This is a genomic window from Sulfuritalea sp. (assembly GCF_031426875.1).
GTDB lineage: Bacteria > Pseudomonadota > Gammaproteobacteria > Burkholderiales > Rhodocyclaceae > Sulfuritalea.
Genome location: NZ_JASJPC010000002.1, coordinates 33,597 through 56,910 on the forward strand (window position 1 = coordinate 33,597; position 23,314 = coordinate 56,910).

24 protein-coding genes are annotated in these 23,314 nt (G+C 61.5%); 5 read left to right on the plus strand and 19 right to left on the minus strand.

What is annotated here, in order from left to right; genetic code table 11:
* The first annotated feature begins 100 nt into the window (after positions 1-100).
* Positions 101-688, plus strand: a complete 588-nt coding sequence (locus tag RMO95_RS00820) for a TetR/AcrR family transcriptional regulator (RefSeq protein WP_310448683.1) — start codon at positions 101-103, stop codon at positions 686-688.
* Positions 689-745: 57 nt separating this feature from the next.
* Here RMO95_RS00820 and glcF read toward each other — a convergent pair whose 3' ends face one another.
* On the minus strand, positions 746-2,017 hold the full coding sequence (gene glcF / locus RMO95_RS00825; protein WP_310448684.1) for a glycolate oxidase subunit GlcF: 1,272 nt from the start codon (positions 2,015-2,017) through the stop codon (positions 746-748).
* A gap of 121 nt (positions 2,018-2,138) precedes the next feature.
* Entirely contained in the window at positions 2,139-2,582 is a 444-nt protein-coding gene (locus RMO95_RS00830; RefSeq protein ID WP_310448685.1) for a hypothetical protein, read from the minus strand.
* 175 nt (positions 2,583-2,757) lie between these two features.
* Between RMO95_RS00830 and napF the strand changes: the two genes are divergently transcribed.
* Positions 2,758-3,231, plus strand: a complete 474-nt coding sequence (gene napF, locus RMO95_RS00835) for a ferredoxin-type protein NapF (protein WP_310448686.1) — start codon at positions 2,758-2,760, stop codon at positions 3,229-3,231.
* Here napF and RMO95_RS00840 read toward each other — a convergent pair.
* The 15 genes from RMO95_RS00840 to RMO95_RS00910 all read right to left on the minus strand — a co-directional run bounded on the left by RMO95_RS00840 (position 3,224) and on the right by RMO95_RS00910 (position 16,628).
* Complete coding sequence (locus RMO95_RS00840) at positions 3,224-3,655, minus strand: nitrate reductase cytochrome c-type subunit (RefSeq protein ID WP_310448687.1); 432 nt, start codon at positions 3,653-3,655, stop codon at positions 3,224-3,226. The genes napF and RMO95_RS00840 overlap by 8 nt on opposite strands.
* A gap of 31 nt (positions 3,656-3,686) precedes the next feature.
* Positions 3,687-4,595, minus strand: a complete 909-nt coding sequence (napH, locus tag RMO95_RS00845; RefSeq protein ID WP_310448688.1) for a quinol dehydrogenase ferredoxin subunit NapH — start codon at positions 4,593-4,595, stop codon at positions 3,687-3,689.
* Positions 4,592-5,452, minus strand: a complete 861-nt coding sequence (napG, locus tag RMO95_RS00850) for a ferredoxin-type protein NapG (RefSeq protein ID WP_310448689.1) — start codon at positions 5,450-5,452, stop codon at positions 4,592-4,594. The genes napH and napG overlap by 4 nt, the downstream gene beginning before the upstream one ends.
* Positions 5,453-5,535: 83 nt before the next feature.
* Positions 5,536-8,085 carry a nitrate reductase catalytic subunit NapA gene (napA, locus tag RMO95_RS00855; protein ID WP_310448690.1) on the minus strand — a complete coding sequence of 850 codons (2,550 nt, stop codon included), beginning with the start codon at positions 8,083-8,085 and terminating at the stop codon, positions 5,536-5,538.
* A gap of 1 nt (position 8,086) precedes the next feature.
* The gene (locus tag RMO95_RS00860; protein ID WP_310448691.1) at positions 8,087-8,335 is read right to left on the minus strand and encodes a chaperone NapD; all 249 of its coding nucleotides are present in this window, start codon (positions 8,333-8,335) and stop codon (positions 8,087-8,089) included.
* A gap of 232 nt (positions 8,336-8,567) precedes the next feature.
* Positions 8,568-9,863, minus strand: a complete 1,296-nt coding sequence (ccmI, locus tag RMO95_RS00865; RefSeq protein WP_310448692.1) for a c-type cytochrome biogenesis protein CcmI — start codon at positions 9,861-9,863, stop codon at positions 8,568-8,570.
* Positions 9,860-10,306, minus strand: a complete 447-nt coding sequence (locus tag RMO95_RS00870; RefSeq protein WP_310448707.1) for a cytochrome c-type biogenesis protein — start codon at positions 10,304-10,306, stop codon at positions 9,860-9,862. The genes ccmI and RMO95_RS00870 overlap by 4 nt, the downstream gene beginning before the upstream one ends.
* A gap of 149 nt (positions 10,307-10,455) precedes the next feature.
* Complete coding sequence (locus tag RMO95_RS00875) at positions 10,456-10,980, minus strand: DsbE family thiol:disulfide interchange protein (protein ID WP_310448693.1); 525 nt, start codon at positions 10,978-10,980, stop codon at positions 10,456-10,458.
* A complete protein-coding gene (locus tag RMO95_RS00880) occupies positions 10,977-12,926 on the minus strand; it encodes a heme lyase CcmF/NrfE family subunit (protein WP_310448694.1) in 1,950 nt (649 codons plus the stop codon). Before RMO95_RS00880 ends, RMO95_RS00875 begins: the two co-directional genes overlap by 4 nt.
* 123 nt (positions 12,927-13,049) lie before the next feature.
* A complete protein-coding gene (ccmE, locus tag RMO95_RS00885; protein ID WP_310448695.1) occupies positions 13,050-13,517 on the minus strand; it encodes a cytochrome c maturation protein CcmE in 468 nt (155 codons plus the stop codon).
* Positions 13,514-13,708, minus strand: a complete 195-nt coding sequence (ccmD, locus tag RMO95_RS00890) for a heme exporter protein CcmD (RefSeq protein WP_310448696.1) — start codon at positions 13,706-13,708, stop codon at positions 13,514-13,516. The genes ccmE and ccmD overlap by 4 nt, the downstream gene beginning before the upstream one ends.
* Complete coding sequence (gene ccmC, locus RMO95_RS00895) at positions 13,695-14,366, minus strand: heme ABC transporter permease CcmC (protein ID WP_310448697.1); 672 nt, start codon at positions 14,364-14,366, stop codon at positions 13,695-13,697. Before ccmC ends, ccmD begins: the two co-directional genes overlap by 14 nt.
* Positions 14,367-14,431: 65 nt before the next feature.
* Positions 14,432-15,097, minus strand: a complete 666-nt coding sequence (ccmB, locus tag RMO95_RS00900) for a heme exporter protein CcmB (protein WP_310448698.1) — start codon at positions 15,095-15,097, stop codon at positions 14,432-14,434.
* A complete protein-coding gene (gene ccmA / locus RMO95_RS00905; protein ID WP_310448699.1) occupies positions 15,094-15,741 on the minus strand; it encodes a cytochrome c biogenesis heme-transporting ATPase CcmA in 648 nt (215 codons plus the stop codon). Before ccmA ends, ccmB begins: the two co-directional genes overlap by 4 nt.
* Positions 15,738-16,628, minus strand: a complete 891-nt coding sequence (locus RMO95_RS00910; protein ID WP_310448700.1) for a DMT family transporter — start codon at positions 16,626-16,628, stop codon at positions 15,738-15,740. The genes ccmA and RMO95_RS00910 overlap by 4 nt, the downstream gene beginning before the upstream one ends.
* A gap of 44 nt (positions 16,629-16,672) precedes the next feature.
* On the opposite strand from RMO95_RS00910, the gene RMO95_RS00915 reads away from it, so the two are divergent.
* Positions 16,673-17,749, plus strand: coding sequence for a hypothetical protein (locus tag RMO95_RS00915; protein ID WP_310448701.1), 1,077 nt, complete (start codon positions 16,673-16,675; stop codon positions 17,747-17,749).
* A gap of 362 nt (positions 17,750-18,111) precedes the next feature.
* On the opposite strand, the gene RMO95_RS00920 is transcribed toward RMO95_RS00915, so the two are convergent.
* Both RMO95_RS00920 and RMO95_RS00925 read right to left on the minus strand, forming a co-directional pair.
* Positions 18,112-19,281 (minus strand): hypothetical protein, encoded by a 1,170-nt coding sequence (locus RMO95_RS00920; protein WP_310448702.1) that lies wholly within the window; start codon positions 19,279-19,281, stop codon positions 18,112-18,114.
* Positions 19,282-19,422: 141 nt separating this feature from the next.
* Entirely contained in the window at positions 19,423-21,480 is a 2,058-nt protein-coding gene (locus RMO95_RS00925) for an AAA family ATPase (protein WP_310448703.1), read from the minus strand.
* Between RMO95_RS00925 and RMO95_RS00930 the strand changes: the two genes are divergently transcribed.
* Both RMO95_RS00930 and RMO95_RS00935 read left to right on the plus strand, forming a co-directional pair.
* Positions 21,473-22,249: a hypothetical protein gene (locus tag RMO95_RS00930; RefSeq protein WP_310448704.1), complete on the plus strand. Its 777-nt coding sequence runs from the start codon at positions 21,473-21,475 to the stop codon at positions 22,247-22,249. The genes RMO95_RS00925 and RMO95_RS00930 overlap by 8 nt on opposite strands.
* A gap of 95 nt (positions 22,250-22,344) precedes the next feature.
* Positions 22,345-23,277 carry a hypothetical protein gene (locus RMO95_RS00935; protein ID WP_310448705.1) on the plus strand — a complete coding sequence of 311 codons (933 nt, stop codon included), beginning with the start codon at positions 22,345-22,347 and terminating at the stop codon, positions 23,275-23,277.
* The last annotated feature ends 37 nt before the right edge of the window (positions 23,278-23,314 follow it).

Below are 23,314 nucleotides of genomic sequence, written 5' to 3' on the forward strand. Positions count from 1 at the left end.
ATGGTTCCGGCTACACCACGAAGTCTATACAGGGTAGACAGATCTGTCTACAATGCACGCATGCGCGCCGCCAAACCGACCAAACCGACTAAACCGACCATTGGCCCCACCGTTCCCGGCGCGCGCGCGCATCCTGCTGACCGCGCATGAGTTGTTCTATCGCGACGGCATCCGCGCCACGGGCATCGACCGGGTGATCGCGGAGTCCGGCGTTGCCAAGCTGACCTTTTACCGCCACTTCCCGAGCAAGAACGAACTCGTCCGCGAATTCCTCGAGTATCGCCACCGGCGCTGGATGGCCTGGTTCGTAGATGCCCTGCAGCGCCACGGCGGCAACAGCAAGGCACTGGTACCCGCCCTGGCCGAATGGTTCGGCAACGGCGATTATCGCGGCTGCGCCTTCATCAACAGCGTCGGCGAACTCGGCGAAACCCTGCCCGAAGTCATGGAAATCACGCGACGCCACAAACAGGACATGGCGGACGCGATCGGCAAGCTGCTGCCGGCATCGCGGCAACGCAAGCGGCAGGCAATGGATCTGGCGTTGGCCGTCGATGGCGCGATCGTCCGCGCCCAGTTCGATGAGAGCCCGGAGGCCGCGCTGGCCTCGCTGGAGCGAATCCGCAAGTCGCTGCTGGGATCGGGCAGGAGTGCGCCGCCGCCTGCAGTACGCCCGATGCGCTCGTGAATCGTCGCGACTGAACTGGCGAGGCCGCCGGATACTTGCTGCTCGATGGTGCGTCGCTCAAGCGTTGGCGCGGCTTGCGGCTTGCGTAGCCTCGACAGCGGCCAGCGTTTCGTCGAAGAGTTCGATCCAGTGCTTGACCGGCAGCGGTGATACTTCCGCCAAGTGCGTCAGACAACCGATGTTGGCCGTGACGATGAGTTTCGGCCGGGTCGACAAAATGGTTTCCAGCTTGGCTGCGCGCAGGCCGGCTGCCAGTTCCGGCTGCAGGATCGAATAGCTGCCCGCCGACCCGCAGCACAGGAAAGGATAGGCAACGGGCGTCAGCTTGTAGCCGGCATGCTTGAGCAAGCCTTCGACGACACCCTTGAGCTTCTGCGCGTGTTGCAGGCTGCACGGCGCCTGGTAGGCGATGCGCCGGTCCGCTGAGGGCGCCTGTGGTGGCAACGGCGGCAAGCGGCCTGCGTTTCGTTCGGCGGCGACCACCTCGGCGATATCCTTGCTCAGTGCCGAAAAGCGCTGTGCCTTGTCGCGGTACTCAGGATCGTCGCGCAGCAATTCGCCGTAGTCGCGCACATGCGCGCCGCAGCCGCTGGCGGTCATGACAATCGCCTCGGCGCCGGCCTCGATCTGCGGCCAGCAGGCGTCGATATTGCGGCGCATGAAGGCGAGCGCTTCGTCGGGCTCGGCCATGTGGTGGCTGAGGGCGCCGCAGCAGCTGGCGCGTGCCGGAATCAGCCGGATGCCACAGCGATCCAGCACGCGCGCCGCCGCCGCATTGATGTCCGGTGCCAGCGCCGGCTGCACACAACCCTGCCAGACCAGCATGGTCCGCGCGTGGGTCCGCTCGGGCCATATGCCGGCCGCACGCGGTCGCGGAACTTTCACCTGCAGCGTGGCAGGCAGAAAACCACGCAGCGCCTGGCCGAGGCGCAGCAGCGCGGTAAAGCGGCTCCGGTAGGGAACCACGGCGCGCAGCGCACGGCGCAGCAGGCGCTCCCGCAGCGGGCGCCGCGCGGCCGGTTCGATCAGTTCGCGGGTGACGTCGAGCAGGCGGCCGAAGCGTACACCCTCGGGACACATGGCCTCGCAGGAGCGGCAGGTCAGGCAACGGTCGAGGTGCAACTGGAGGTCGGCGCTGGGCGCCTGTTCCGCGAGCATTTCCTTCATCAGATTGATGCGTCCGCGCGGGCTGTCCCAGTCGTCCTGCAGCAAACGGAAAGTCGGGCAATTGACCATGCATTGCCCGCATGACACGCAGGTGTCTATGATCGCTGCCGCTTCGCGCGCCAGATCGTTGTTGCGCAGGTTTTCACCCAGTACCAGTGGCATTGCAGAACTCCAGTCAAGGCTGTCAGGGAATTATTTGTCCGACGGATGGAAAGTCTAAACGTTCCCGGCCTCGGGTCCGGACTGCAGCGCCGGTATCCCGCGTCCGGGAAGGTCCTGACTGTCAGGCGCGCAGCGCCGCGATCGCGACAGTGAGCACGCCAAGCAGCAGATTCGTCAGTACCAATCCGCGTATCGCGTTCATCGCTGCCCCGGCCTTCGGCCAATCGCTTGCAGCCACGGCAGCGACCATCGGGCGGTGGAAGCGGAACACGATCAGCATCAGGATCACGGTCATGACAGCGGCAATGCCGGCCATGGCCAGCCAGCTTGCGGGAATCGCCGCGCCGACCTGCGCAAAACGGATGACGCCGCTGCCCCACAGCAGCGCCAGCGCCCAGCCGACGACCACAAAGAAGCGTCCGAGGATCGCAGCCAGCAGCGGCAGGCGCTGCGGCGGCGGCAACTGTGCGGCGGCCACGGGACGCAGGCAGACGTGGGCGAAGAACATGCCGCCGATCCAGACAATGACAGCCAGCAGATGGAACAGGACCAAAACGCGATTCATGCGGGGTTCTCCGGTAGCACGCGGCGCTGCGCCGGACGCAGGGCAAGGAGTTCCGGCATGCGGGCGCAAGGCCCGCAAGCCGCGAGGATGAGCGCAAGTGTATTTGTGCCCGGCCATCTGGCGCAACCCGCTTTGCAAAGGCAGAATTGCTCCCTCGACAAGCCTACTATCCAGCATGGTCAATCGCCGACAATTCCTGCGCGGTAATTTCAAGGCCGCTCCCGCCCCGCAGCGCCCGCCATGGGCGCTGGCCGAGCCGCTGTTTGTCAATGCCTGCAGCCGCTGCGGCGAATGCGTTCCGGTTTGTCCGACACGGATCATCGTGATCGTCGGCGGATTCCCGGAAGTGGATTTCAAGCGCGGCGAATGCACTTTCTGCGGCGCCTGTGCCGCCGCCTGCAAGGACAAGGCCTTGTTGAACAGCGACATCCAGATCTGGCCCTGGGCGATCAAGGCGCAAGTGGCGAGCACCTGCCTGGCGCAGCGCGGCGTGGAGTGCCGGATCTGCGGCGATCACTGCCCGGTGGCGGCGATACGCTTCAGCCCGCGCCTCGGCGGGCCGCCGATCGCCGAGGTCAATACTGCTTTATGCACGGGTTGCGGCGCCTGCGTGGCGCCCTGCCCGGTTGCTGCGATCAGCCTTACTTGATGTTGCCGATGAAACGGTTCTCGACCAGCGCCGGCGCATCGATCTGGGCGACATGGCAACTGGTGCAGACATGGCGCGATGAATCGAAAGCCTTGGTCGCGGCGACGAAATGGCTGTCGCCCAGCTTCGGCGAATTCTTCTTCACGTAGTTGGCCGGGCCGTGGCAGTCCAGGCACTGGTTTTCGGTGAGCGTCACCTCGTCGAAGTTATCCACCGCATGCGGGATCACCGGCGGCTGGGTGCTGAAGGTGCGCGCCACGACCGGTTGCGTGCCCGGCCGCTTGCCGGCGTAGGCCTTGGCCTCGGGTGCCGCGTCAGGCGCGGCAACATCGGCCCCGCGCATGGAAACCAGGGGCTCGTAGCTGGCGCAACCCACGATGACGGTCAGCAGCGATGCGAGAAGGATGGTGACGGTTTTCTTCATGATGGACTCCCCAGACGAGATTGATGGTTGATCACTTCGGCGCCGCTTGAGCGACGCCGCTTACGGGTGCGACGGTAGTGTTGAAGCGGGTGCCGAAGGCGAACACATCCTTCGAGCAGACATCGATGCAGCGGCCGCAGTTGGTGCAGTTGGCTTCGAGAATCACCGGCGGCGCGCCGGCGATGGCCTTCAGCGCAGGACGAATCACCTGCGGCTCCGGACAGACGGCGAAGCAGTCCATGCAGTCGTTGCAGGCGGCGCGGGCCGGCAATTTGATTCGTGTCAGCGAGAACTTGCCGATCAGGCTGTAGAACGCGCCGACCGGGCAGAGGTGACCGCACCAGCCGTGGCGCATGACGAACAGATCGAACAGGAACACGGCGAGCAGCACCGCCCAGGCCAGGCCGAGACCGAAGAACAGTCCGCGATGCAGCATCGATACCGGATTGAGCATTTCCCAGGCGATGCTGCCGGTCGCCGCGGCGACCACCAGGGTCATGCCCAGCATCCAGTAGCGGGTCGGCCGGCTGATGTGCGCGCTGCCCTTGAGCCCGAGCCGCACGCGCAGCCAATAAGCGAAATCGGTCAGCAGGTTCACCGGGCAGACCCAGGAGCAGTAAGCGCGTCCGCCGACCAGCAGGTAGAACAGCAGTACGATGGCCGCCCCGGTCAATGCGAGTTTTTCCGGCACCTGGCGCGCCAGCAGCGACTGCAGGATGACATAGGGATCGGCGAGCGGCAGGACGTTCAGCGTGTAGCTGAAGTTGAGGTTGCCCTTGACGATCCAGAGACCGAACCACGGCCCGACCAGGAACAGCAGCAGGATGCCGAACTGGCTGCCGCGACGCAGGATCAGCCATTTGTGTGCGGCCAGCCAGCCTTTCACGGCGGTGGCTTCGGCACCGGGACGAGCGGGCGAGGTTTTCAGAACAGCGTTCACAGCTTGTTCCCCTGCAATGCCTTGGGCAATGCGACGGGTTTGGCAGGAGTTGGCGCTGGCGGTACGGCGCCGGGATTCGCCGAAAGGCCCTTGCCGTGCTCATATTGCATGCCCTCGGGCATGTTGTACTTGTGTTCGACTTCCGGCGCCACCAGGCTGCCGCCGGCTTTTTCCTTTTCCACCCAACCCAGGCGGTAGTGCGAACTCAGTTGCCCCTTGGCCATGTAGAGCGGCAACACCTTGATCGATGCCACCTCGGTGGGACAGGCTTTTTCGCACTTGCCGCAACCCGTGCAGTGCTCGGAATGCACCGTCGGAATGAACAGCGTGTGCTTGCCGGTGCGGGCGTTGGATTGCGGGTCGAGCGTGATCGCCTTGTCGATCACCGGACAGACGCGGTAGCAGATGTCGCAGCGCAGGCCGAGGAAATTCAGGCAGGTCTCGTGGTCGACCAGCACCGCGAGCCCCATCTTCGACTTGTTGATGTCCTTCAAGGAGTGGTCCAGCGCGCCGGTCGGACAGGCCTTCACGCAGGGAATGTCCTCGCACATTTCGCAAGGCAGTTGGCGCGCGACGAAGTAGGGCGTGCCGGTGGACATCGGTTCTTCGGGTTTGGCCAGATGCAGGATGTCGAAGGGACAGTCGCGCACGCACATGCCGCAACGGATGCAGGCGGCCGAGAACTCGGCTTCCGGCAGCGCACCCGGCGGCCGGATGGCCGCCGGCGGCAGTGCCTTGGCATGCCGTGCGTAGAGTCCGACGCCGAGCCCCAGCAGGCCGACGCCACAGGCCATGCGCGCGGTGTCGGCGAGGAACTGGCGCCGCGCCGCGGCACTGGGCTTGGTCTCGTTGTCCATGATCCCTAGGCGGGGAGCGCAAAACGCTTGTCACTCCCCGCGCATCTCTCTCAACTCATCTCTCAACTCATCCGTCAGCGCATTCAGGCCTTGACCACCTTGGCCGCGCACTTCTTGAAGTCCGTCTCTTTCGACAGCGGACAAGTGGCATCCAGGGTGAGCTTGTTGACCAGGCGGCTCTCGTCGAAGAAGGGAATGAAGATCAGCCCCTCCGGCGGCTTGTTGCGGCCCTTGGTGTCCACCCGCAACTGGATTTCGCCGCGACGGCTGCTGACCTTGACCACGTCGTTGCGCTTGAGGCCGCGCTTTTCGGCGTCCTTCGGATGCATGAACACCACGGCATCGGGGAAGGCCTTGTACAGCTCGGGCGCGCGGCGCGTCATCGAACCGGTATGCCAGTGCTCCAGCACGCGGCCGGTGCACAGCCAGAGGTCATATTCCTTGTCCGGCATTTCGGCCGCCGGTTGATAGGGCAGTGCGAATATCTTCGCCTTGCCGTCCGGGTGGCCATAGAAGCGCACGCTCTCGCCCTTCTTCACATAGGGATCGTAGCCCTCGCGGAAACGCCACAGGGTCTCCTTGCCATCGACCACCGGCCAGCGCAGGCCGCGCGCCTTGTGATAGGTGTCGAAGGACGCCAGGTCGTGGGCATGGCCGCGGCCAAAACTCGCATACTCCTCGAACAGGCCTTTCTGCACGTAGTAGCCGAAAGTGTCGGACTCGTCATTGGTGTAGCCGGCCCAGGCGTGGGCATTGACCGTCGCGGTCTCGGTCTTGGCGAACTTGTTGACCTGGCCATTGGCATAGAGCACGTCGTACAGCGTCTTGCCCTTCAGGTCAGGCTGCTTGGCGATGATTTCGGCCGGCCACACCTCCTCGACCTTGAAGCGCTTGGAAAACTCCATGTACTGCCAGAGGTCCGACTTGGAATCGCCCGGCGCCTTGACCTGCTGGCGCCACATCTGGCCGCGCCGTTCGGCATTGCCGTACATGCCTTCCTTCTCCATCCACATCGCGCTGGGCAGGATCAGGTCGGCCGCCATGGCCGACACCGTCGGATAGACATCGGAGACGACGACAAAGGCCTTGGGATTGCGCCAGCCCGGATAGATTTCGCCATTGATGTTGGGACCGGCCTGCATGTTGTTGGTGGTCGAGGTCCAGTAGAAGCCGATCTTACCGTCCTTGAGCATGCGGCTTTGCAGTACGGCGTGGTAGCCGACCCAGTCCGGAATCACGCCGGCAGGCAGCTTCCAGAGCTTCTCGCTGAGTTCGCGGTGCTTCGGATTCATCACCACCATGTCGGCCGGCAGGCGATGGGCGAAAGTGCCGACTTCGCGCGCCGTGCCGCAGGCGGAGGGCTGGCCGGTCAGCGAGAACGGGCTGTTGCCCGGCTCGGAGATCTTGCCCACCAGCAGGTGCACGTTGTAGATCATGTTGTTGGCCCAGGAGCCGCGCGTGTGCTGGTTGAAGCCCATGGTCCAGGTGGAGGTCACCTTGGTCTTCGGATCGGCATAGGCCTTGGCCAGCGCCTCCAGCTTGTCCTTCGGCACACCGGAAATCTCGTGCGCCTTGTCCAGCGTGTATTCGGAAACGAACTTGGCGAACTCGTCGAAGGTGATCGGCTTGGCCGCCATCGGATTGCCCTTGGGCTTGCCGTCCGGGCCGGGGTAGCCATTGTTGCCCGCTGCCTGTTCCAGCGGGTGGTTCGGCCGCAGGCCGTAGCCGATGTCGGTGACGCCCTTGGCGAAATTGACGTGCTTGGCGACGAAGTCCTTGTTCACCGCGTTGTTCTGGATGATGTAGTTGCAGATGTAGTTGAGGATCGCCAGGTCCGACTGCGGCTTGAAGATCAGCTCGTTGTCGGCCAGTTCGCAGGTGCGATGCGAGAAGGTCGACAACACGTGGATCTTGACGTGCGGCGCGGTGAGGCGGCGGTTGGTGATGCGCGACCAGAGGATCGGGTGCATCTCGGCCATGTTCGAGCCCCACAGCACGAAGGCGTCGGCGTGCTCGAAGTCGTCGTAGCAGCCCATCGGTTCGTCGATACCGAAGCTGCGCATGAAGCCGACCACGGCCGAGGCCATGCAGTGGCGCGCATTCGGGTCGATGCTGTTGGAGCGGAAGCCGGCTTTCATCAGCTTGACGGCGGCGTAGCCCTCGAACACGGTCCATTGGCCGGAGCCGAACATGGCGACGCCGCGCGCGCCCTGAGTGGGTTCCTTCAGCGTGGCCTTGACCTTCTCCGCCATGATGTCGAAAGCGGCGTCCCAGGAGATCGGGGCGAATTCGCCGTTCTTGTCGAACTTGCCGTCCTTCATGCGCAGCAGCGGCTGGGTCAGGCGGTCCTTGCCGTACATGATTTTCGACAGGAAATAGCCCTTGACGCAGTTGAGACCCTTGTTGACCGGCGCATCGGGATCGCCCTGGGTGGCCACCACGCGGCCGTCCTTGACGCCGACCAGCACGCCGCAGCCGGTGCCGCAGTAGCGGCAGACCCCTTTGTCCCAGCGCACGCCGTCCTGGCTCTGCGGCATTGCGGCCATCGCCACGCCGGGGATGCTGATGCCCGCCGTGGTGGCTGCCGCTGCGATGGCATTGGTCTTGATGAATTCACGTCGCGTCAATTTCATTTCAGATCTCCTTGTCTGGCTCAGATTCGGTTTGGTGATAGACCATGGCCGCCGACATCACGCCGTCGAGCTGGCCGATAAGCTCATAGGTGGCGACATTGCTGCCGTCATCCTCGGTGACGATAGTCACGATCAATTTGCCTTCCGGCGAGACGGCATGTATCTCTACCCCGGCCAGCGAGGTCAGGCCCGCCTGAACGATCGCCACGTCGCCGGGACGGGCGTGGATGATGGCGCTGGAAATATTCATTGCATGACTCCGGACGGTCGGCACAGCCTGGCGCTGCCGATTTGGACGCCGTGCCTCAATAACCACCAAATTGATAAGGTCTTGTGCACACGCAGCATCCTAGGCCTGCGGGGTGCAGTTACCTTGATTCGTATCAACCGGAAAGACGTCCAAATAAAAATTGCCATAGAGCTTTCGCCTATGGCAATTCATTGAACTGATCAGGCAGGCCTGCCGCCTGCGGGCAGGCCGGTCAGGAATCGATCTGGTCGATCACGATGCGCAAACCCTTGGCCCCAGGCTTCACCGCGGCACTCTTGCCGCTGAGGTCACCCTTGCCCGGCGTGGCCATGCCGGATTTCGAGATGCGCACTTCGATGCGCACCTGCTGGGCCGACGAGAGATTGGCCCCCGGCATCACCGCTTGACTGTCGTCAAGAGTGAAATCCAGCGGCAAATCGGCTGCGCGCACGCGCTTGGCCGCGAGCGGCATGCGCGGGCCATCGACGGCGCGGGCAAAAATGAACACCACGTCTTCCGGATTCGCCTTGCCCTTCAAGGCGGCGGCGAGCTCGACGCGACCGCTGACGGCGCTCGCCGCCGCACTCGCCGGCGGCTTGCCGGGGGCCGCGCCGGTTGCTGCCTTGGCCACACCCTTATGCACCTCGTCCTGCGGCATCACGGCGCCCGCCACGACATCCGCCTTGGCAGGCCTGGACGGAGCGCCGCCGCTGCGCCCGCGCGCCATGGCGATGCTGGATTCGACCATGCGCGCATCTTCGCTGCCGGGTTCGAGCTGGGGCAGCAGCCGCTCCCAGAGCGCCGCGGCCTCGGCGTGGCGTCCGCCGTCGAGCGCCTCACCGCCGCCAAGGAACAGGGCCAGCATGTTGTCCGGCTCAAGGCGCAGGGACTGTTGAATCAACTCGCGCGAACGCGGATTGAAGCCATTGTTCTTCTGCACCAGCAGTTCCGCCACTTCGGCGAGCAGATCGGCATTCTTGTTGAGCTCGGGTCCGACGCGGCCGAAGGCGCGCTCGGCATCGTCCCAGCGGCCCAGCGCCTTGTAGGAGCGCGCCAGCATGGCCCAACCCTCGGGATTGTCGGGGTTCTGCTCCAGTTTCTGCGCCAGCTTGGCGGCGAGCTGTTCCATGTCGGCCGAGGCGCGCTGCGTCTGCACCGCCACGGGCAGCACCGCCGCCGGGCTGCCGAGCAGGGCATAGAGTCCGCCGGCGAGCAGCGGCAGCACGATGGCCAGCGCGATACCGCTCCGGCGGCTGAAGCCATCGACCGCCGAAACTTCGGTGGCGGCGGTATCGTCGAGCAGTTGCCGCTGCAATTCCTCGCGCGCCTCGGCGAGATCGTCAGCCGACAGCACGCCATTGTTGCGGTCGCGCTCGAGTTCGGCCAGGCGGTCGCGGTGGATGGCGGCATTCAGCGCCGGCAGAGAGTTGGCGCTGGCGATACGGCGGGAAACCGGCCACCACGGCCGCAACAGCAACACGAGGGCGACGACGACCAGCGTCGCCGCGGCAAGGTAAAAGTAGCTCATGGTTTGGTTTGGTCCAGCAAGGTCGCGGCGCGGCGACGCTCTTCATCGGAAAGTGCTGGCGCGGCATTATCCTTGGCGCGGCGCCGCAGGAATGCAATCAGTGCGGCGAGGCCGCCCGCCAGGAACAGGAAAGGCCCGCCCCACAACAGCCAGGTGGTCGGTTTCATCGGCGGCCGGTAGCGCACGAAATCGCCGTAGCGGTCGACCATGAAGTCGAGGATTTCCTTGTCGGTCTTGCCTTCGGCGATCATTTTGCGAATCTCGCGGCGCAGGTCCTGCGCCAGTTCGGCATGCGAGCCGGACAGCGATTCGTTCTGGCAAACCAGGCAGCGCAACTCCTCGCTGATCGCCACCATGCGCTTTTCCACTTCGAGGTCGGCTGCCATCGGCGCCGCCTCCTTGGCCATCGCCGCGCCCGCGGAAATGATGGCGCAACAGGCCACGAGACCAAACGTTTGCAACGCAGAGTGCGCAGAGGCGCGGAGGGCGCGGAGAAAACCCGCTTCTTTCCGGCCAGGCCTTTCCTCTGCGTTCCCTGCGCCTCTGCGCCCTCCGCCTCGAAGGAGCTTCATCGCCAACGATGCCACGGGCTTCATTTCGACAACTCCGCGACCAGGGGCAGGATCTGCTTCTGCAGCGATTCCGGGGTGATCGGACCGGTGTGCTTCATGCGGATCATGCCGGCCTTGTCGATCACATAGGTTTCCGGCACGCCATAGACGCCGTAATCGATGCCGACGCGGCCGTCGGCGTCGACCGCCGACAGGACATAGGGATCGCCGAACTGCGCCAGCCAGCCTTTCGCGTCGGTCTCCTGGTCCTTGTAGTTCAGGCCGACCACGGGCACCTTGCCTTCTTTCGCGAACGCCACCAGCAGCGGATGTTCCTGGCGGCAGGAAACGCACCACGAGGCCCAGACGTTGAACAACCAGACCCTGCCCTTCATGTCGGCCGGCGAAAAAATCTTGCCGGCCGCCGCCAGTTGCGGCAGCGTGAACGCGGGCGCCGGCTTGTCCTTCAGCGGCGAGGGCACGTCGCGCGGGTTCAGGGTCAGGCCGACGGCGAGGAAGACCACCAGCACCACGAACACCCCCAGCGGAATCAGGAAGCGCTTCATGCCGCGACTCCGGCCGGAATGCCTGCAGCGGCCCCGACCTTGAGGCGCAGGCGGTAACGCCGATCGAGCATGGCGATGACACCGCCCAGGCCCATCAGCAGGCAACCGCCCCAGACCCAGTCGACGAAGGGCTTGTAATAGACCCGCACGCTCCAGGCGCCCGTATTGTCGAGCGGCTCGCCGAGCGAGACATACACGTCGCGCGTGAAGCCGGCGTCGATGGCGGCTTCGGTCATCGGCATCTGCGACGAGAAATACTGGCGCTTCTCCGGATGCATGGTCTTCAGTACGCGGCCGTCCTTGGACAATTCCACGGTGCCTACCGAGGCGCGGTAGTTCGGGCCGGGAGCGGCCTTCACGCCGATCAGGCGGAAGCCGTAGCCGCCCACCTGGACCGTATCGCCCGGCTCCATGCGCACGTCCTTCTCCTCCTGATAGCCGCCGACCATGGCGACCCCGATCACGAACACGGCGATGCCCAGGTGTGCGATCTGCATGCCCCAGAACGCCGCCGGCGGCCTGCCGGTCTTGACGCGGTCGAGAATCTGGAACACGCCGCTGGCGGTGATCCAGACTGCCAGCAGGGAGCTCAGCGCGGTGAGCGGCGTCCACACCCCCATCAGCAGCGGCAGGGCGATGCCGGCGATCACGGCCAACGCCATGCTGACCCGCAGCCGGCGCGCAATCGCCTTGAGATCGGCATGCTTCCAGTTTGCCAGGGGACCCACCGCCATCAGCAGCAGCAGCGGCACCATGACCGGCACGAAGACCGCGTTGAAATAAGGCGGGCCGACCGACAGCTTGCCCATGCCGAGTGCATCGATCAGCAGCGGGTACAGCGTGCCGAGCAGCACGCTGCCGGTGGCCACCAGCAGCAGCACGTTGTTCATCAGCAGCATGGTTTCGCGCGACACCAGCCCGAAACTGCCGCCGGCGCTGACCTTGGGCGCGCGCCAGGCGAACAGCGCCAGCGAACTGCCGACCACCACCACCAGCAGGGCCAGGATGAAGATACCGCGGCGCGGGTCGGAAGCGAAGGCATGGACCGAGGTCAGCACGCCGGAGCGGACCAGGAAGGTGCCGAGCAGGGACAGCGAAAACGCCGCGATCGCCAGCAGCACCGTCCAGTTCTTGAAGGCGCCGCGCTTTTCGGTCACGGCCAGCGAATGAATCAGCGCCGTACCCACCAGCCAGGGCATGAAGGAGGCATTCTCCACGGGGTCCCAGAACCACCAGCCGCCCCAGCCCAGTTCGTAATAGGCCCACCAGCTGCCGAGCGCGATGCCCAGCGTGAGGAAGACCCAGGCTGCGGTGGTCCACGGCCGCGACCAGCGCGCCCAGGCCGCATCCAGCCGGCCCGAAATCAGCGCCGCGATGGCGAAGGCAAAGGCGACCGAAAATCCGACGTAGCCCATGTAGAGCATCGGCGGATGAAACACCAGGCCCGGGTCCTGCAACAGCGGGTTGAGGTCGCGGCCTTCCGCAGCCGCCGGTAACAGGCGTTCGAAGGGATTCGAGGTGAACAGGACAAAGGCCAGCAGGCCGATGCCGACCAGGCCCAGCACCGCCAGCACGCGCGCCACCATGACTTCCGGCAACTGACGCGAGGCCAGCGAGACCGCGGCGCCCCATCCTGCCAGCATCAGCACCCACAGCAGCAGGGAACCTTCGTGGCCGCCCCAGACGGCCGAGAAACGATAGAGGGTCGGCAACTGGCTGTTGGAATGGCCGGCGACATAACTCACCGAGAAATCATTGGCGAGAAAGCTCTGCGCCAGACAGGCGAAAGAGATGGCGATCAGCGCGAACTGCGTCTGCGCCGCCGGTCGCGCCAGCGCGATCCAGTGCTGCTGCCCGCGCTGGGCGCCGACCAGCGGCAGCACTCCTTGCACGATCGAAACCACGAAGGCGAGGATGAGGGCGAAGTGTCCGAGCTCAGGAGTCATGACTTTTCTGTACCTGGTTTATGGCCTGCCGGAACCCCGGCGACAAGTGATTTGCTTGCGCCCGCCGCGTCGCAACCCGGTTTTCACAGCGCTCCCGAAGAGCCGGCAGCGAAACTACCGAGCTCACTTGGCAGCCGTCTGGGCTGCCGTCGGGGCTACCGTCGGATTCTGGGCTTTCTGCGCCTGGTCGAGCGCGTGCTGGGCTTCCGGCGGCATGTAATTTTCATCATGCTTGGCCAGGACTTCGGTGGCGGCAAAGATGCCGTCGCCGCCCAGCCTGCCCTGCACCACCGCACCCTTGCCGTCACGGAACAGGTCGGGAAGGATGCCGGTGTAAGCCACCGGAATCTCCTTGGCCGTGTCGGTAATGACGAAATGCACCGTCATGTCCTGGCGCTTGATCGAGCCTTCCTTGACCAGGCCGCCGATGCGGAAGGCCTTGCCCTGTGGCACCTTGCCGGCGATCACCTCGGTCGGCGTGACGTAGAGCGCGATGTTGCTGTCGAGCGCGTTCAGCGTCAGCACGGCGGCGACGGCCAGCGAGGCAAGGCCGCCCAAGATCAGGGCGATGCGTTTTTGTCTGGGTTTCATGAATTTTTCTGTTGGAGTTCGAGTTCGTCGGCGAGTCGTTCGCGGGCCAAACTCTTGCGAACGTCGCTAAGACGCCGCTTGGCCAGAAAAGGTTCCGCGATCATCAACAGCGCGCAGGCACCGAAGCTGCCCCAGACATACAGGGCGTAACCGCCCATGGCGAAGAATTCACCGACGCTATTCCACTGCATGCTTGACCCATTCCGTGTGTCGCTCGCGTTCGAGGATGATGGCGCGCACCCGCATCAGCGCCACGGCAATCGAATACATCCAGAAAGCCAGGGCCATCAACAGCATGCCCCAGAGCATGGTCTGCGCCATCGACGGCGCCTTGTTGAGATTGATCGTGGACCCCTGGTGCAGGGTATTCCACCACTTCACCGAGAAATAAATGATGGGGATATTGACCACGCCGACCAGTGCCAGGATCGCCCCGGCCTTGTCGGCGCGGCGCGGATCATCGATCGCCGCCTGCAGCGCCATGAAGCCCAGATAGAGGAAGAACAGGATCAGTTCCGAGGTCAGGCGCGCATCCCATACCCACCAGGCGCCCCACATCGGCTTGCCCCAAAGGACGCCGGTCCATAGGGACAGTGCTGCCATCAGGGCCCCGGTAGGCGCCAGTGCCTGCGCCATCATGCCCGACACCCGCGTGTTGAGCGCCAATCCGAGACCGGCCCAGAAGGCCATGACCAGGTAGATGAACATCGACATCCATGAGGCCGGCACATGCACGAAGATGATCCGATAGCCTTCGCCCTGTTGCGCATCGGTCGGTGCGACGAAGAAGGAGATCCAAAGTCCGCCAATGCCGAAGATGATTGCCGCGGCCCAGAACCATGGAATCATGCGTCCCGCCAGAGGATAGAAACTCTGCGGACTGGCAAACCTGAACCACTGAATAATCGACTGTCTCACTCCAATGCAACCCTCAAAGCGGCCGTGGTCGCCCACGGCGCAAAAAAACCAGCCAGCGCCAGCATCGCCGCCAGCAGGGACAGATGCCCTCCCGCGCCAAGTCCGGCACTATGCGCTTCCACCGCGCCGGCGCCGAAGATCAGGGCCGGAATGTACAGCGGCAGTACCAGCAGCGCCAGCAGCACGCCGCCGCCACGCACGCCCAGCGTCAGCGCGGCGCCTATCGCGCCGATCAGCGACAGCAACGGCGTCCCCAACAGCAGCGCCAAGGTCAGGATGCCCAGAGTCGAGGCATCGAGATCGAACTGCAGGCCAAGTATCGGTGCCAGCAACACCAGCGGCAAACCGCACAATAGCCAGTGCGCCAGTATTTTACCGGCAACCAGCAGCCCCAAGGGAGACGGCGACAAGGCCATCTGCTCAAGAGTGCCATCCACATGATCGGCAGAAAACAAACGCGGCAAACCTAGCAGGGTTGCCAGCAGCGCGGCGACCCACAGGATACCTGGCGCAATTTTCTTCAGCAGTACCGGTTCCGGCCCGATGCCGAGAGGAAACAGGCTGGTGACGATGACGAAAAAGAACACCGCCGTCAGCACCTCGCTCTTGCGCCGCAGCGCCAACAGCAAATCGCGGCGCACCGTGGCGAGAAAGGCGTTCATAGCACCAGAGCCTTGCCGCCCGGCACGGGTAGCGGCTGGTGGCTGGTCAGCACCGCCATCCCGCCCGCCGCCAGATGCTCGGCGATCAGGTCGCCGAGCAAGCGAACCGCGGCCACATCGAGCGCATTGAAGGCTTCGTCGAGCACCCAGATCACCGCCGGGCGCGTCAGCAGTCGCGCCAGCAATACGCGCCGCTTCTGGCCGGCCGAAAGTACGCGCACCGGCAAGTCCTCGCGACCGCGCAGGCCGAGCCGGACCAGGGCCGCCAGCGCCGTGCGCTCATCGAGCCCGACACCGTCCAGCGCCGCGGCCAGCAGCAGATTCTCCAGCGGAGTCAGGTCTTCCTTGACCGCGGCATGGTGTCCGAGGTAGATCAGGTCGCGGCGGAACTCGGCGGAGGGCGTCGGTTCGTTGCGCCAGCGTATTTCTCCTGCGTCTGCCGGGGAAAGCCCGACCAAAAGGCGCATCAGGCTGGTCTTGCCGGCGCCGTTTTCGCCCTGCACATGCAGCCACTCACCCGGGTCGAGAGAGAATCCGACGTCGGTGAACAGGCGGCGTTCACCGCGCGAACAGGCAAGACCCGAAACATTGAGCATCCTGTAATTGTGCCCGAAACCGGCGCGCAGCAACTTGCGCGCGGTCAAACGCCCTGCCGCGGCGGCAACAACACCGTCGCGATGGCCGTCAGAACCAGCACCAGGGCGGCGAAGTCCTGCCAGCGCGGAGCTTCGTCGAGGATGACCATGCCGCTGAAAACCCCGACCACCGGAACGATCAGCGAACCTAGCGAGGAAACGGCGGCCGGCACCATCTGCACCAGTTTGTTCCACGCCCAGTAGCAGAACAGCAGGCCGATGAAGACGTTGTACCAGAAGCCGAACATCGGCCAGAAGCTGACGCGGCCCCATTCGACGCTTTCCAGCGCATGACCCGTCAGCGCGATGGGTATCCCGCCGAGCAGGGCCTGCCAGGCTGTCAGCGAAGTGATGGGCATGGGCAGCGGATTCCGCTTGTAGATCACCAATCCGCCGGCCCAGAAAATCGCGGCAATCAGCATCAGGATCACTCCGGTCGGCGCGCTGCCGAGTTTCTCGAACTCCGTGCCGATCAGCAGCGCCATACCGCCCATGCCAAGCGCCAGACCGATCAGCCGGCGCCGGGTAAGAGGTTCATGAAGGAACCAGACCGAGAGCAAGGCGCTCCAGATCGGCATGGTGTAACCGAGGATTGCCGCCCGCCCGGAAGGCAGCAGGCTGACACCGTAGATGGCGAACATGTTCCAGCCCATGATGTTGCACGAAGCCATGGCCAGCAACTGGCGCCAGCGACCGGCCGGAACTTGCAGGGACTGCCCGGAAAACCAGGCGATGCCGAACAGCCCGACGGCAGCCAGCAAGATGCTGTCGCCGCGGAACATCAGCAGCGGAATCTCAGAGATGACGACTTTCATGATCGGCCAGTTGAAGCCCCAGCCAAGGGAAAGCAGACCGAGCAGGACGAGCCCGGCACGTGGGATGTGGGTGGATGACATGGGGCGCGAGTGTCGCACGCTGCCATGGCCATTACAATCCGCCCATGCCTGCCATCTCCCTGCTGCCACTGCTGGCCATCGCCGCCCTGCTTGCGCTGTTGGGCGCGGGCGCAATGTTGATTGCCGGCCTGGGCACGCCGCAGCTGGCGGCCCATCTGGCCTTCGCACTGGGGGTGCTGCCGCTGATCCTGGCCGCAATGACTTACTTTGTCCCGGTGCTGACGCGCAGTGGCGCGACCGGTCTTGCGGCGGCATGGCCGCCCTTGCTGGCGTGGACCGGCGGGGTACTCGCAGTGTTTGCTTTCGCCACGGATTTTTCGCCGATCAGCCTCGGCCTGGCGGCAGCGCTGGGCGCGCTCGCCGCACTGGCGCTTGGCGGCTGGACCCTGGACCGTGCGCGCCGCATGTTCGGTCCGCGTCATCGGGGACTGGACTGGTATCTGGCCGCGCTCGGCTTTCTGTTCCTGGCATTGCTGGCGGTTGTGCTGATGCCCTGGTTTCCCGCCCAGCGCAGCGGCCTGCGCCTGTTTCACCTGCATGCCAATCTGCTCGGCTTTGTCGGGCTTACCGCCCTCGGCACCTTGCAGGTGCTGCTGCCGACCTGCCTGGGGCAGCCTGACCCCGATGCCGCGATGCGTCTGCGCCGCGACCTCAAGTGGGCGGCGACCGGGGCTCTGCTGATAGCGCTCGGCGTTTCCTCACTGCTGCCGACGCCCGTCGCGATGGCGGGACCAGGCCTTGCGCTGCTGGGTACGGCACTTTATGGCGTTGTCGTACTGCGCATGCTGCGCGCCTGGCAGTCGCTGTTCGGCCTTGCTTTGCTGAAACTGCACGGTGCAGCGCCCTCGCTGGCAGCGGCGGCGTTCGGCTTGCTGGCCCTGCTGGCGTTCGGTGCCGCACATGGCGCCGGCTGGCTGCCGGCGCGACCCGCCGTGGCCGGTTTTGTCATCGCTTTTCTGCTGCCGCTGGTGAGCGGCGCCGCTTCCCACCTGCTGCCGGTCTGGTTGCGACCGGGGGTTCAGGGGACGTGGCATAAGGCTCTGCGCGCCCGACTTTGCCGCTGGGGCGGCTTGCGCGGCTTGCTGTTCCTGCTGCTCGGCCTGGCGATTGCCGCCGGCTGATCGGGAAAAGAAAAAGCCGAATCAACTAATTAGTTGATTCGGCCTGAGATTTGGTGGGTTGTGAGTGGCTCGAACACTCGACCTACGGATTAAGAGCTCGACTAAAATGTAGTTAAATCAATGTATTGGCCCGCCCTCACTTGCCAGCACACGCCAACTGCTCCTACATCTTGTTCATTGCTGGGAAAAACTTCATGCGACCTTCTTTTTGTTATCGGGCATTGACTCTGACTGGCGTCGGGTCACAAGAAGGTGATCGCCCTTCCTGGAAAGCGAATATTCGCTAGTTCGCGCGCGCGAACTCGTGTCCATCCGGGTCAGAACAGTAAGAAGGGGTTGGGCTGTTTGCTTAGAGTCCTTTTTCATTTATTGGCCTCCTGTGATGGGTTCGCGGGACTTGGACTTGGTAAAGAGGCTGCTTGAATCACCTTCAGTTGCTCTACTAAGGTTGCTATCCACAGTACGAAGGGGCGAACTAGAGGCAAGAACATAGTAATCTCTCTTTCGCCGAGCATATCAGTCTTATTCGAATGAATATTTAATACTCCCATAGGCTCACAGGATGAGCCTAGACGGAATGTTTCAGGATTCGGAATACTAATGGAAAAGAAGCTCTTCACAGCGTTTCCCGGTGGGGTGTTGAAGTAAGTCTGTAACTCATCGGCGACCCGCGGATGGAAGAGCTTTTGGTCGCGACAGTATTCGGCAAGACTGTCCGTGTTCATGTACGCACTTAGTCCATCTGGATTCAAAAAAGCCTCAGGGGCCCCAGGCAGGACTCCAGAATATGCTCCATAACAACGACGGTCCGGAGAGGGTACTGGCAAGACAAGCTGTGGCATATTTGCATCTTGATAGCGGGTTTTTGCATTCGCAGACATGGCTAGCGACGGATTAAGCACAAGTAGGCCAGACAAGCTCTCTCGAAGTACTAGATGTTCCTCGCCTAAGAATTGAATGGCCCCCTCCAGCCGAGCCAGCTCATCATCCTTGAGTTCAGTCATTGGCTTGTACAACATTATGTTCGCGGAGTAGATAGCACCTTCGTGGTCGCCATCGAACATTCTCGCTAGAAATGCTATGGCCCCAACGTTTGTTTGGATCTCGTCGACGAGGCGTTGCTGATCAGGGCCCTGCTGTCGTGATTGCAGGACCGATGTATAAGTCTCTTCCAGAACACTCTGGAATCGCTCAAGAAAGTTCTCGGGCGGCAACGTTCGGACCAAACCTTCCAAGACCCGAGTCTCGTCACGCAACCTATCTATCTGGCGTTCTGCCGCCCGGGCTTGGCCCCGGATGTTTAAGCCAAACATGATTCCGAATCCCACTAGAGAAGCCCAGAAACTAACGGCTACCCAAACGACGGGGTCATCCGGCCACCAACCAAACGGGAACGCGTTCTTGATCTCTGCGGTATAGACAGACCCCAACAGGCCGGCAAATGCACCCATGGCTGCCGTTGCCCCGGCAAATGACCAATGCGAAGCGACCCGCTCCAATAGTTGTGCATGGCGGTTCGTCGGTGCGCTCATGTTGAGTAAAGGCATGGCCGAGTTGGTGACATTGCGATCCCTCCGAATGCCGCCTAGAAGGGTTGAGGTACTAGAGCTAGGCGTGTTTCTAAGAACTCGATTCTGCGCGCGTCATTAAATGTTCCAGCGGTGGATAGCCGATCATTCTTCTGCACCCAGACCAAAATGCCTTTGTACAAAATCGACTACAAATTTATAGTCGTCGATGATCAATTGATGGCTTAACTTCTCGTCGAACAACTCATTCTTTATACGGTCTGCGATTTGTTGCGTTAGGTCAGTATTGGCCCCGTCAATCCACTGCTGAATAGCTTTAAGTTTTCCCCCTGGATTTACGAGTTGATCTGCCGTGAAAATTGGGAGCGCAGGGTAGTCAGTCCTTACTGAGTTTGCTGTCTCGACGAGATAATTATTCACTAGGAAGTCTTCGGCTGTAATGTATTTTCTGAGAAGGCCAGGGATGTCTTCGTAGGTAGCCCATGTGCCATATCCGCGGTCTTCCGTATAGATCTTTTTATGTTGCTTTGCGACATTGTCTGCATCTGTGATGATCAAGCATCCCCGATTCCCAAGCTCCAAAAATCTCGTTAGATGCTTTACATCTTTAACACCCTCAGCATGGGTTAACCCCAAGCTTTCTCTCAGTTCCTTATGAGCTGGACCGCGTTTCGCAATAGCCACCTTGAAAAGAAGCTTGTCTCTCCAACCCTCAAAGATGACGTTTCGTGGATGAAGAACTTCAAACATCGAGAATCCTATGGCATTGAATAACACCTCTTCATCTTGGATCAGCGATTTTGACGCGGTTCGGCATTCGGTGATTTCATTCTTCTTTTCGACGATTATGTGCCGGTCAATCTGTTCCCGATCGATCATGAAGATTGAGTGAGTAGAGAAGAAAACATAGTTCGACTTACCTACCTCAATTAATTCATCTCGCAGGTTTCGTGCTCCGGAAGGATGTAACGCGATCTCCGGTTCATCTACAAGAATGAGAGTGTCTCGTAGGTCATCAGTGCGAACTTTCGCCGATATAAGTAAAAGGAAGCTAACGAAACGTTTGAAACCGTCACTGCGATTGCTAAAAGCAACTGGAAGCTGCTTGTCTTTTACAGTTGGCTCAATAAGGTCTCCGTTTTTCGTCAAGTCTATGGTCAGCGTAGCGTATTCGCTCCAGATATCTCGTATGTGCGCTGTTGCAGCTGCGGCGACTCTGTTGAGCAGGTTGGTGTAATAGTGAGGTGCTTTACTTCGTGCATTGGCAATTACACCCGCGATCTCGCTAACCGAGTAGCCAGCCAACTCGAACATGCTGCGAAGCGGAATACAGGTGTCCGGATTGGCGGCAAAAGTCGTCACGTTAACCTGTCCAGGTAAAAGATTCGCTTCTTTGTATTGCCAGAATATGCATTTAGGCAACATTCTGTTTACAACGTCCATGATCTGAGTTCCAACCAACTTTAGAAGCTCAGCAGGCTTTGGCGCTGACAGCGCAGATTGAGAAGATGTCGAATAGATAAAGTCGGCTCCAGTAATCGTAATCGAGGCGCCGTCAACGTTAGTTGATGAGATCGGCAAGACTTGTTGAGGTGCAGGAACCATGTACCAATTTGGCAATACTGTCCATGTCGCTGGGAGCCCCCAATATGAGGCGCTCTTACTGCTATTTGTTAGGTCAGCGATGTACAGCCCCTCGTTCCTGCTATTGCAAAACTGACTGAGCGTGTACGACTTCTTGCCGTCAGTAAAAAGCGGGATTGCTAACTGGTCGGGGTGGAATTTACTGGCGACGTGTTCGTAAATAGCCTGTTTGCTATCTTCATCAAGTTTGAAGACAAATCTTACATAAGCGTCACTAATTGGGTCGTCGTCGGGACGCTCAATCCGGACATCACTTGGTGAGACAGGGTACTCTGGGGACAGCATTGATAACGCGCGCAAGACGCTAGACTTACCGGACTCATTCATGCCAACTAACACATGAGTGGAGTACCCATTAGGAGTAAGAGTTAGATCTTTGATAGACCGAAAGTTTGCAATTTGAATTTTTGTCAGTAGCATTATTCCCTCGCCCGTTGCTGTAGCGCAGCCAGCATTTGTTGAGCCCGCCAGGCTCAACAAGCCTTGTCGGCCAATTCTATACCTTAGACATCTTATGCAACTTGGAAAACTATCCTCCGCTGACCTGTCCATGCTCATTGCTCTGGTGCCGTTGCTGTTCCAGGAGGGAGAAGAAGCGCGAGAGCTTCTCCAGCAAAAACAGGACAAGATTTTTTCTCCTGACTATCCCAAAGCGGCTTGGTGTCACCTGTACGAGCAACCTGCTCCCCAGCATTTTGCTAGCGGTATGATTGCCTTCGGTATGCTGGATGAACTCAAGTCCTTGGCTGAGTCACCGAATCAGATTCAGGCGATGGCCTCTATTGTTCAGGCGATCCAGGATAATGAATACGAGCCGAGTGAGGAGGAAGCTGCGGCTTTGCGCCCACACCTGGCACACTTCCTTGCCTATGCGGAGTCGACCCTTCGATCCCTGCGCTGTCTGCTGACGTTCGGACTGTATATGAACGAGCTGATTGCGTTGGTACGGAGCGATGACCCAATGGCCGACAAAGCTCTGCTATCAGCCGTGAAGATTGATCCAACAGTATTGGGATGCCCCTCAGTCATTCCTCGTATCAGTCGCGCCGTTATGCTCGACGATGGAAAGTTTCTCGGCAAAGTGAGGCGGGCGATGGCTGGGAATTTCACCAAGCGGGAGCAGAAGACTTACCAGGACATGCGTCTCGTTCTCCAGGTCTTGCACGAATCTGGTGCTCCAAAGCTGACTGCCGACGATCTCTACTCGCTTTTTCACGGGCAATTGAACTTGGTTCGCAATGAGGCCGGAGAAGGCGACGTAAAGAATAGTCTTCGGCAGTTCACCTATCAGTTCATGAAGCAAAAGGCTGTTAGCCAAAACCCCTGAAATTTGCTACCCGCATGATGTCGTTCTGATCTATTCAATCCATATCCGTACCAGGAAGCCAAATCGGCATGCCTGGCATTCCGAAAGGAACGGATATGAAATCCAAACCCAGCCAGAACACAGGCAAACCTGTCACTGATCAGCAACCCCAAGAACCCGCCCCGCCGCCGTCCCCCGCCCGCAGCGCGCAGCGCGCGGCCGGAGGCGGTGGTGGGGCGGAACTGGATGCGCAGCCTAGTAACACAGCATCCAATAACTGCAATCCTGAGTATTTCAAGGCCCTCCGCTGGGGAATCGATAGTCTGTATCTCTCCTATCCCGGCGAACTGCTGCCTATCGTCAATGAACGTCTGACGGTCCTCAAGCTCCTGGCGCAATCGTCTGATCTTGAAGAACAGAGCCGCGCCCAATATCCCATCGGAGACCACCTCTTCGAGGTCAAGAGCATGGCCTCCAGAGGCTTCGCCTTTCTCCTTGAAGACAATGCCTTCCGTATCCAGCTCTCCCGCTCGACCAAGCTCCCTGCCGCCTATGTGAAGATCAGCAGCGGCTATCTGGCCCATGTCGGCCCGGAGAAAGCGGCAGCGGCCCTGCAAGCCTTGATCGAAGCGCTGATTACTCCTGGCGAACCCGCTAACGTCAGCCGCATCGATTGCTATCTCGATTTCGTTTGGTCAGGTACGAAGGAATGGGACCGGGAAGCCTGGGTTACTCGCGGCGGTGGAATCGATGCCTATTCCGAGAACAGCATCTTCACCGGCTGGGTCGTGGGTCGTGGCGGTGTCATCTCGGCACGGCTGTATTACAAGCTGTTGCAGGCGGCCAAGATCGGGGCGAACTATCTTCTGGCCCTGTGGGAAGAGGCGGGCTGGAAAGAGGGCGAACACGTCTGGCGGCTGGAGTTTCAACTACGGCGGGAAGTCCTGGTTCAGCATGGATTGGCCAAGCTTGATGCCGTCCTGGGCAACCTCAACGGTCTCTGGAGCTACGCCACCACCGAATGGCTGAAGCCCCCTGCGTCAGAATAGTTGTCGCCCCGATATGATCTTGAACTTGGGGGCGATA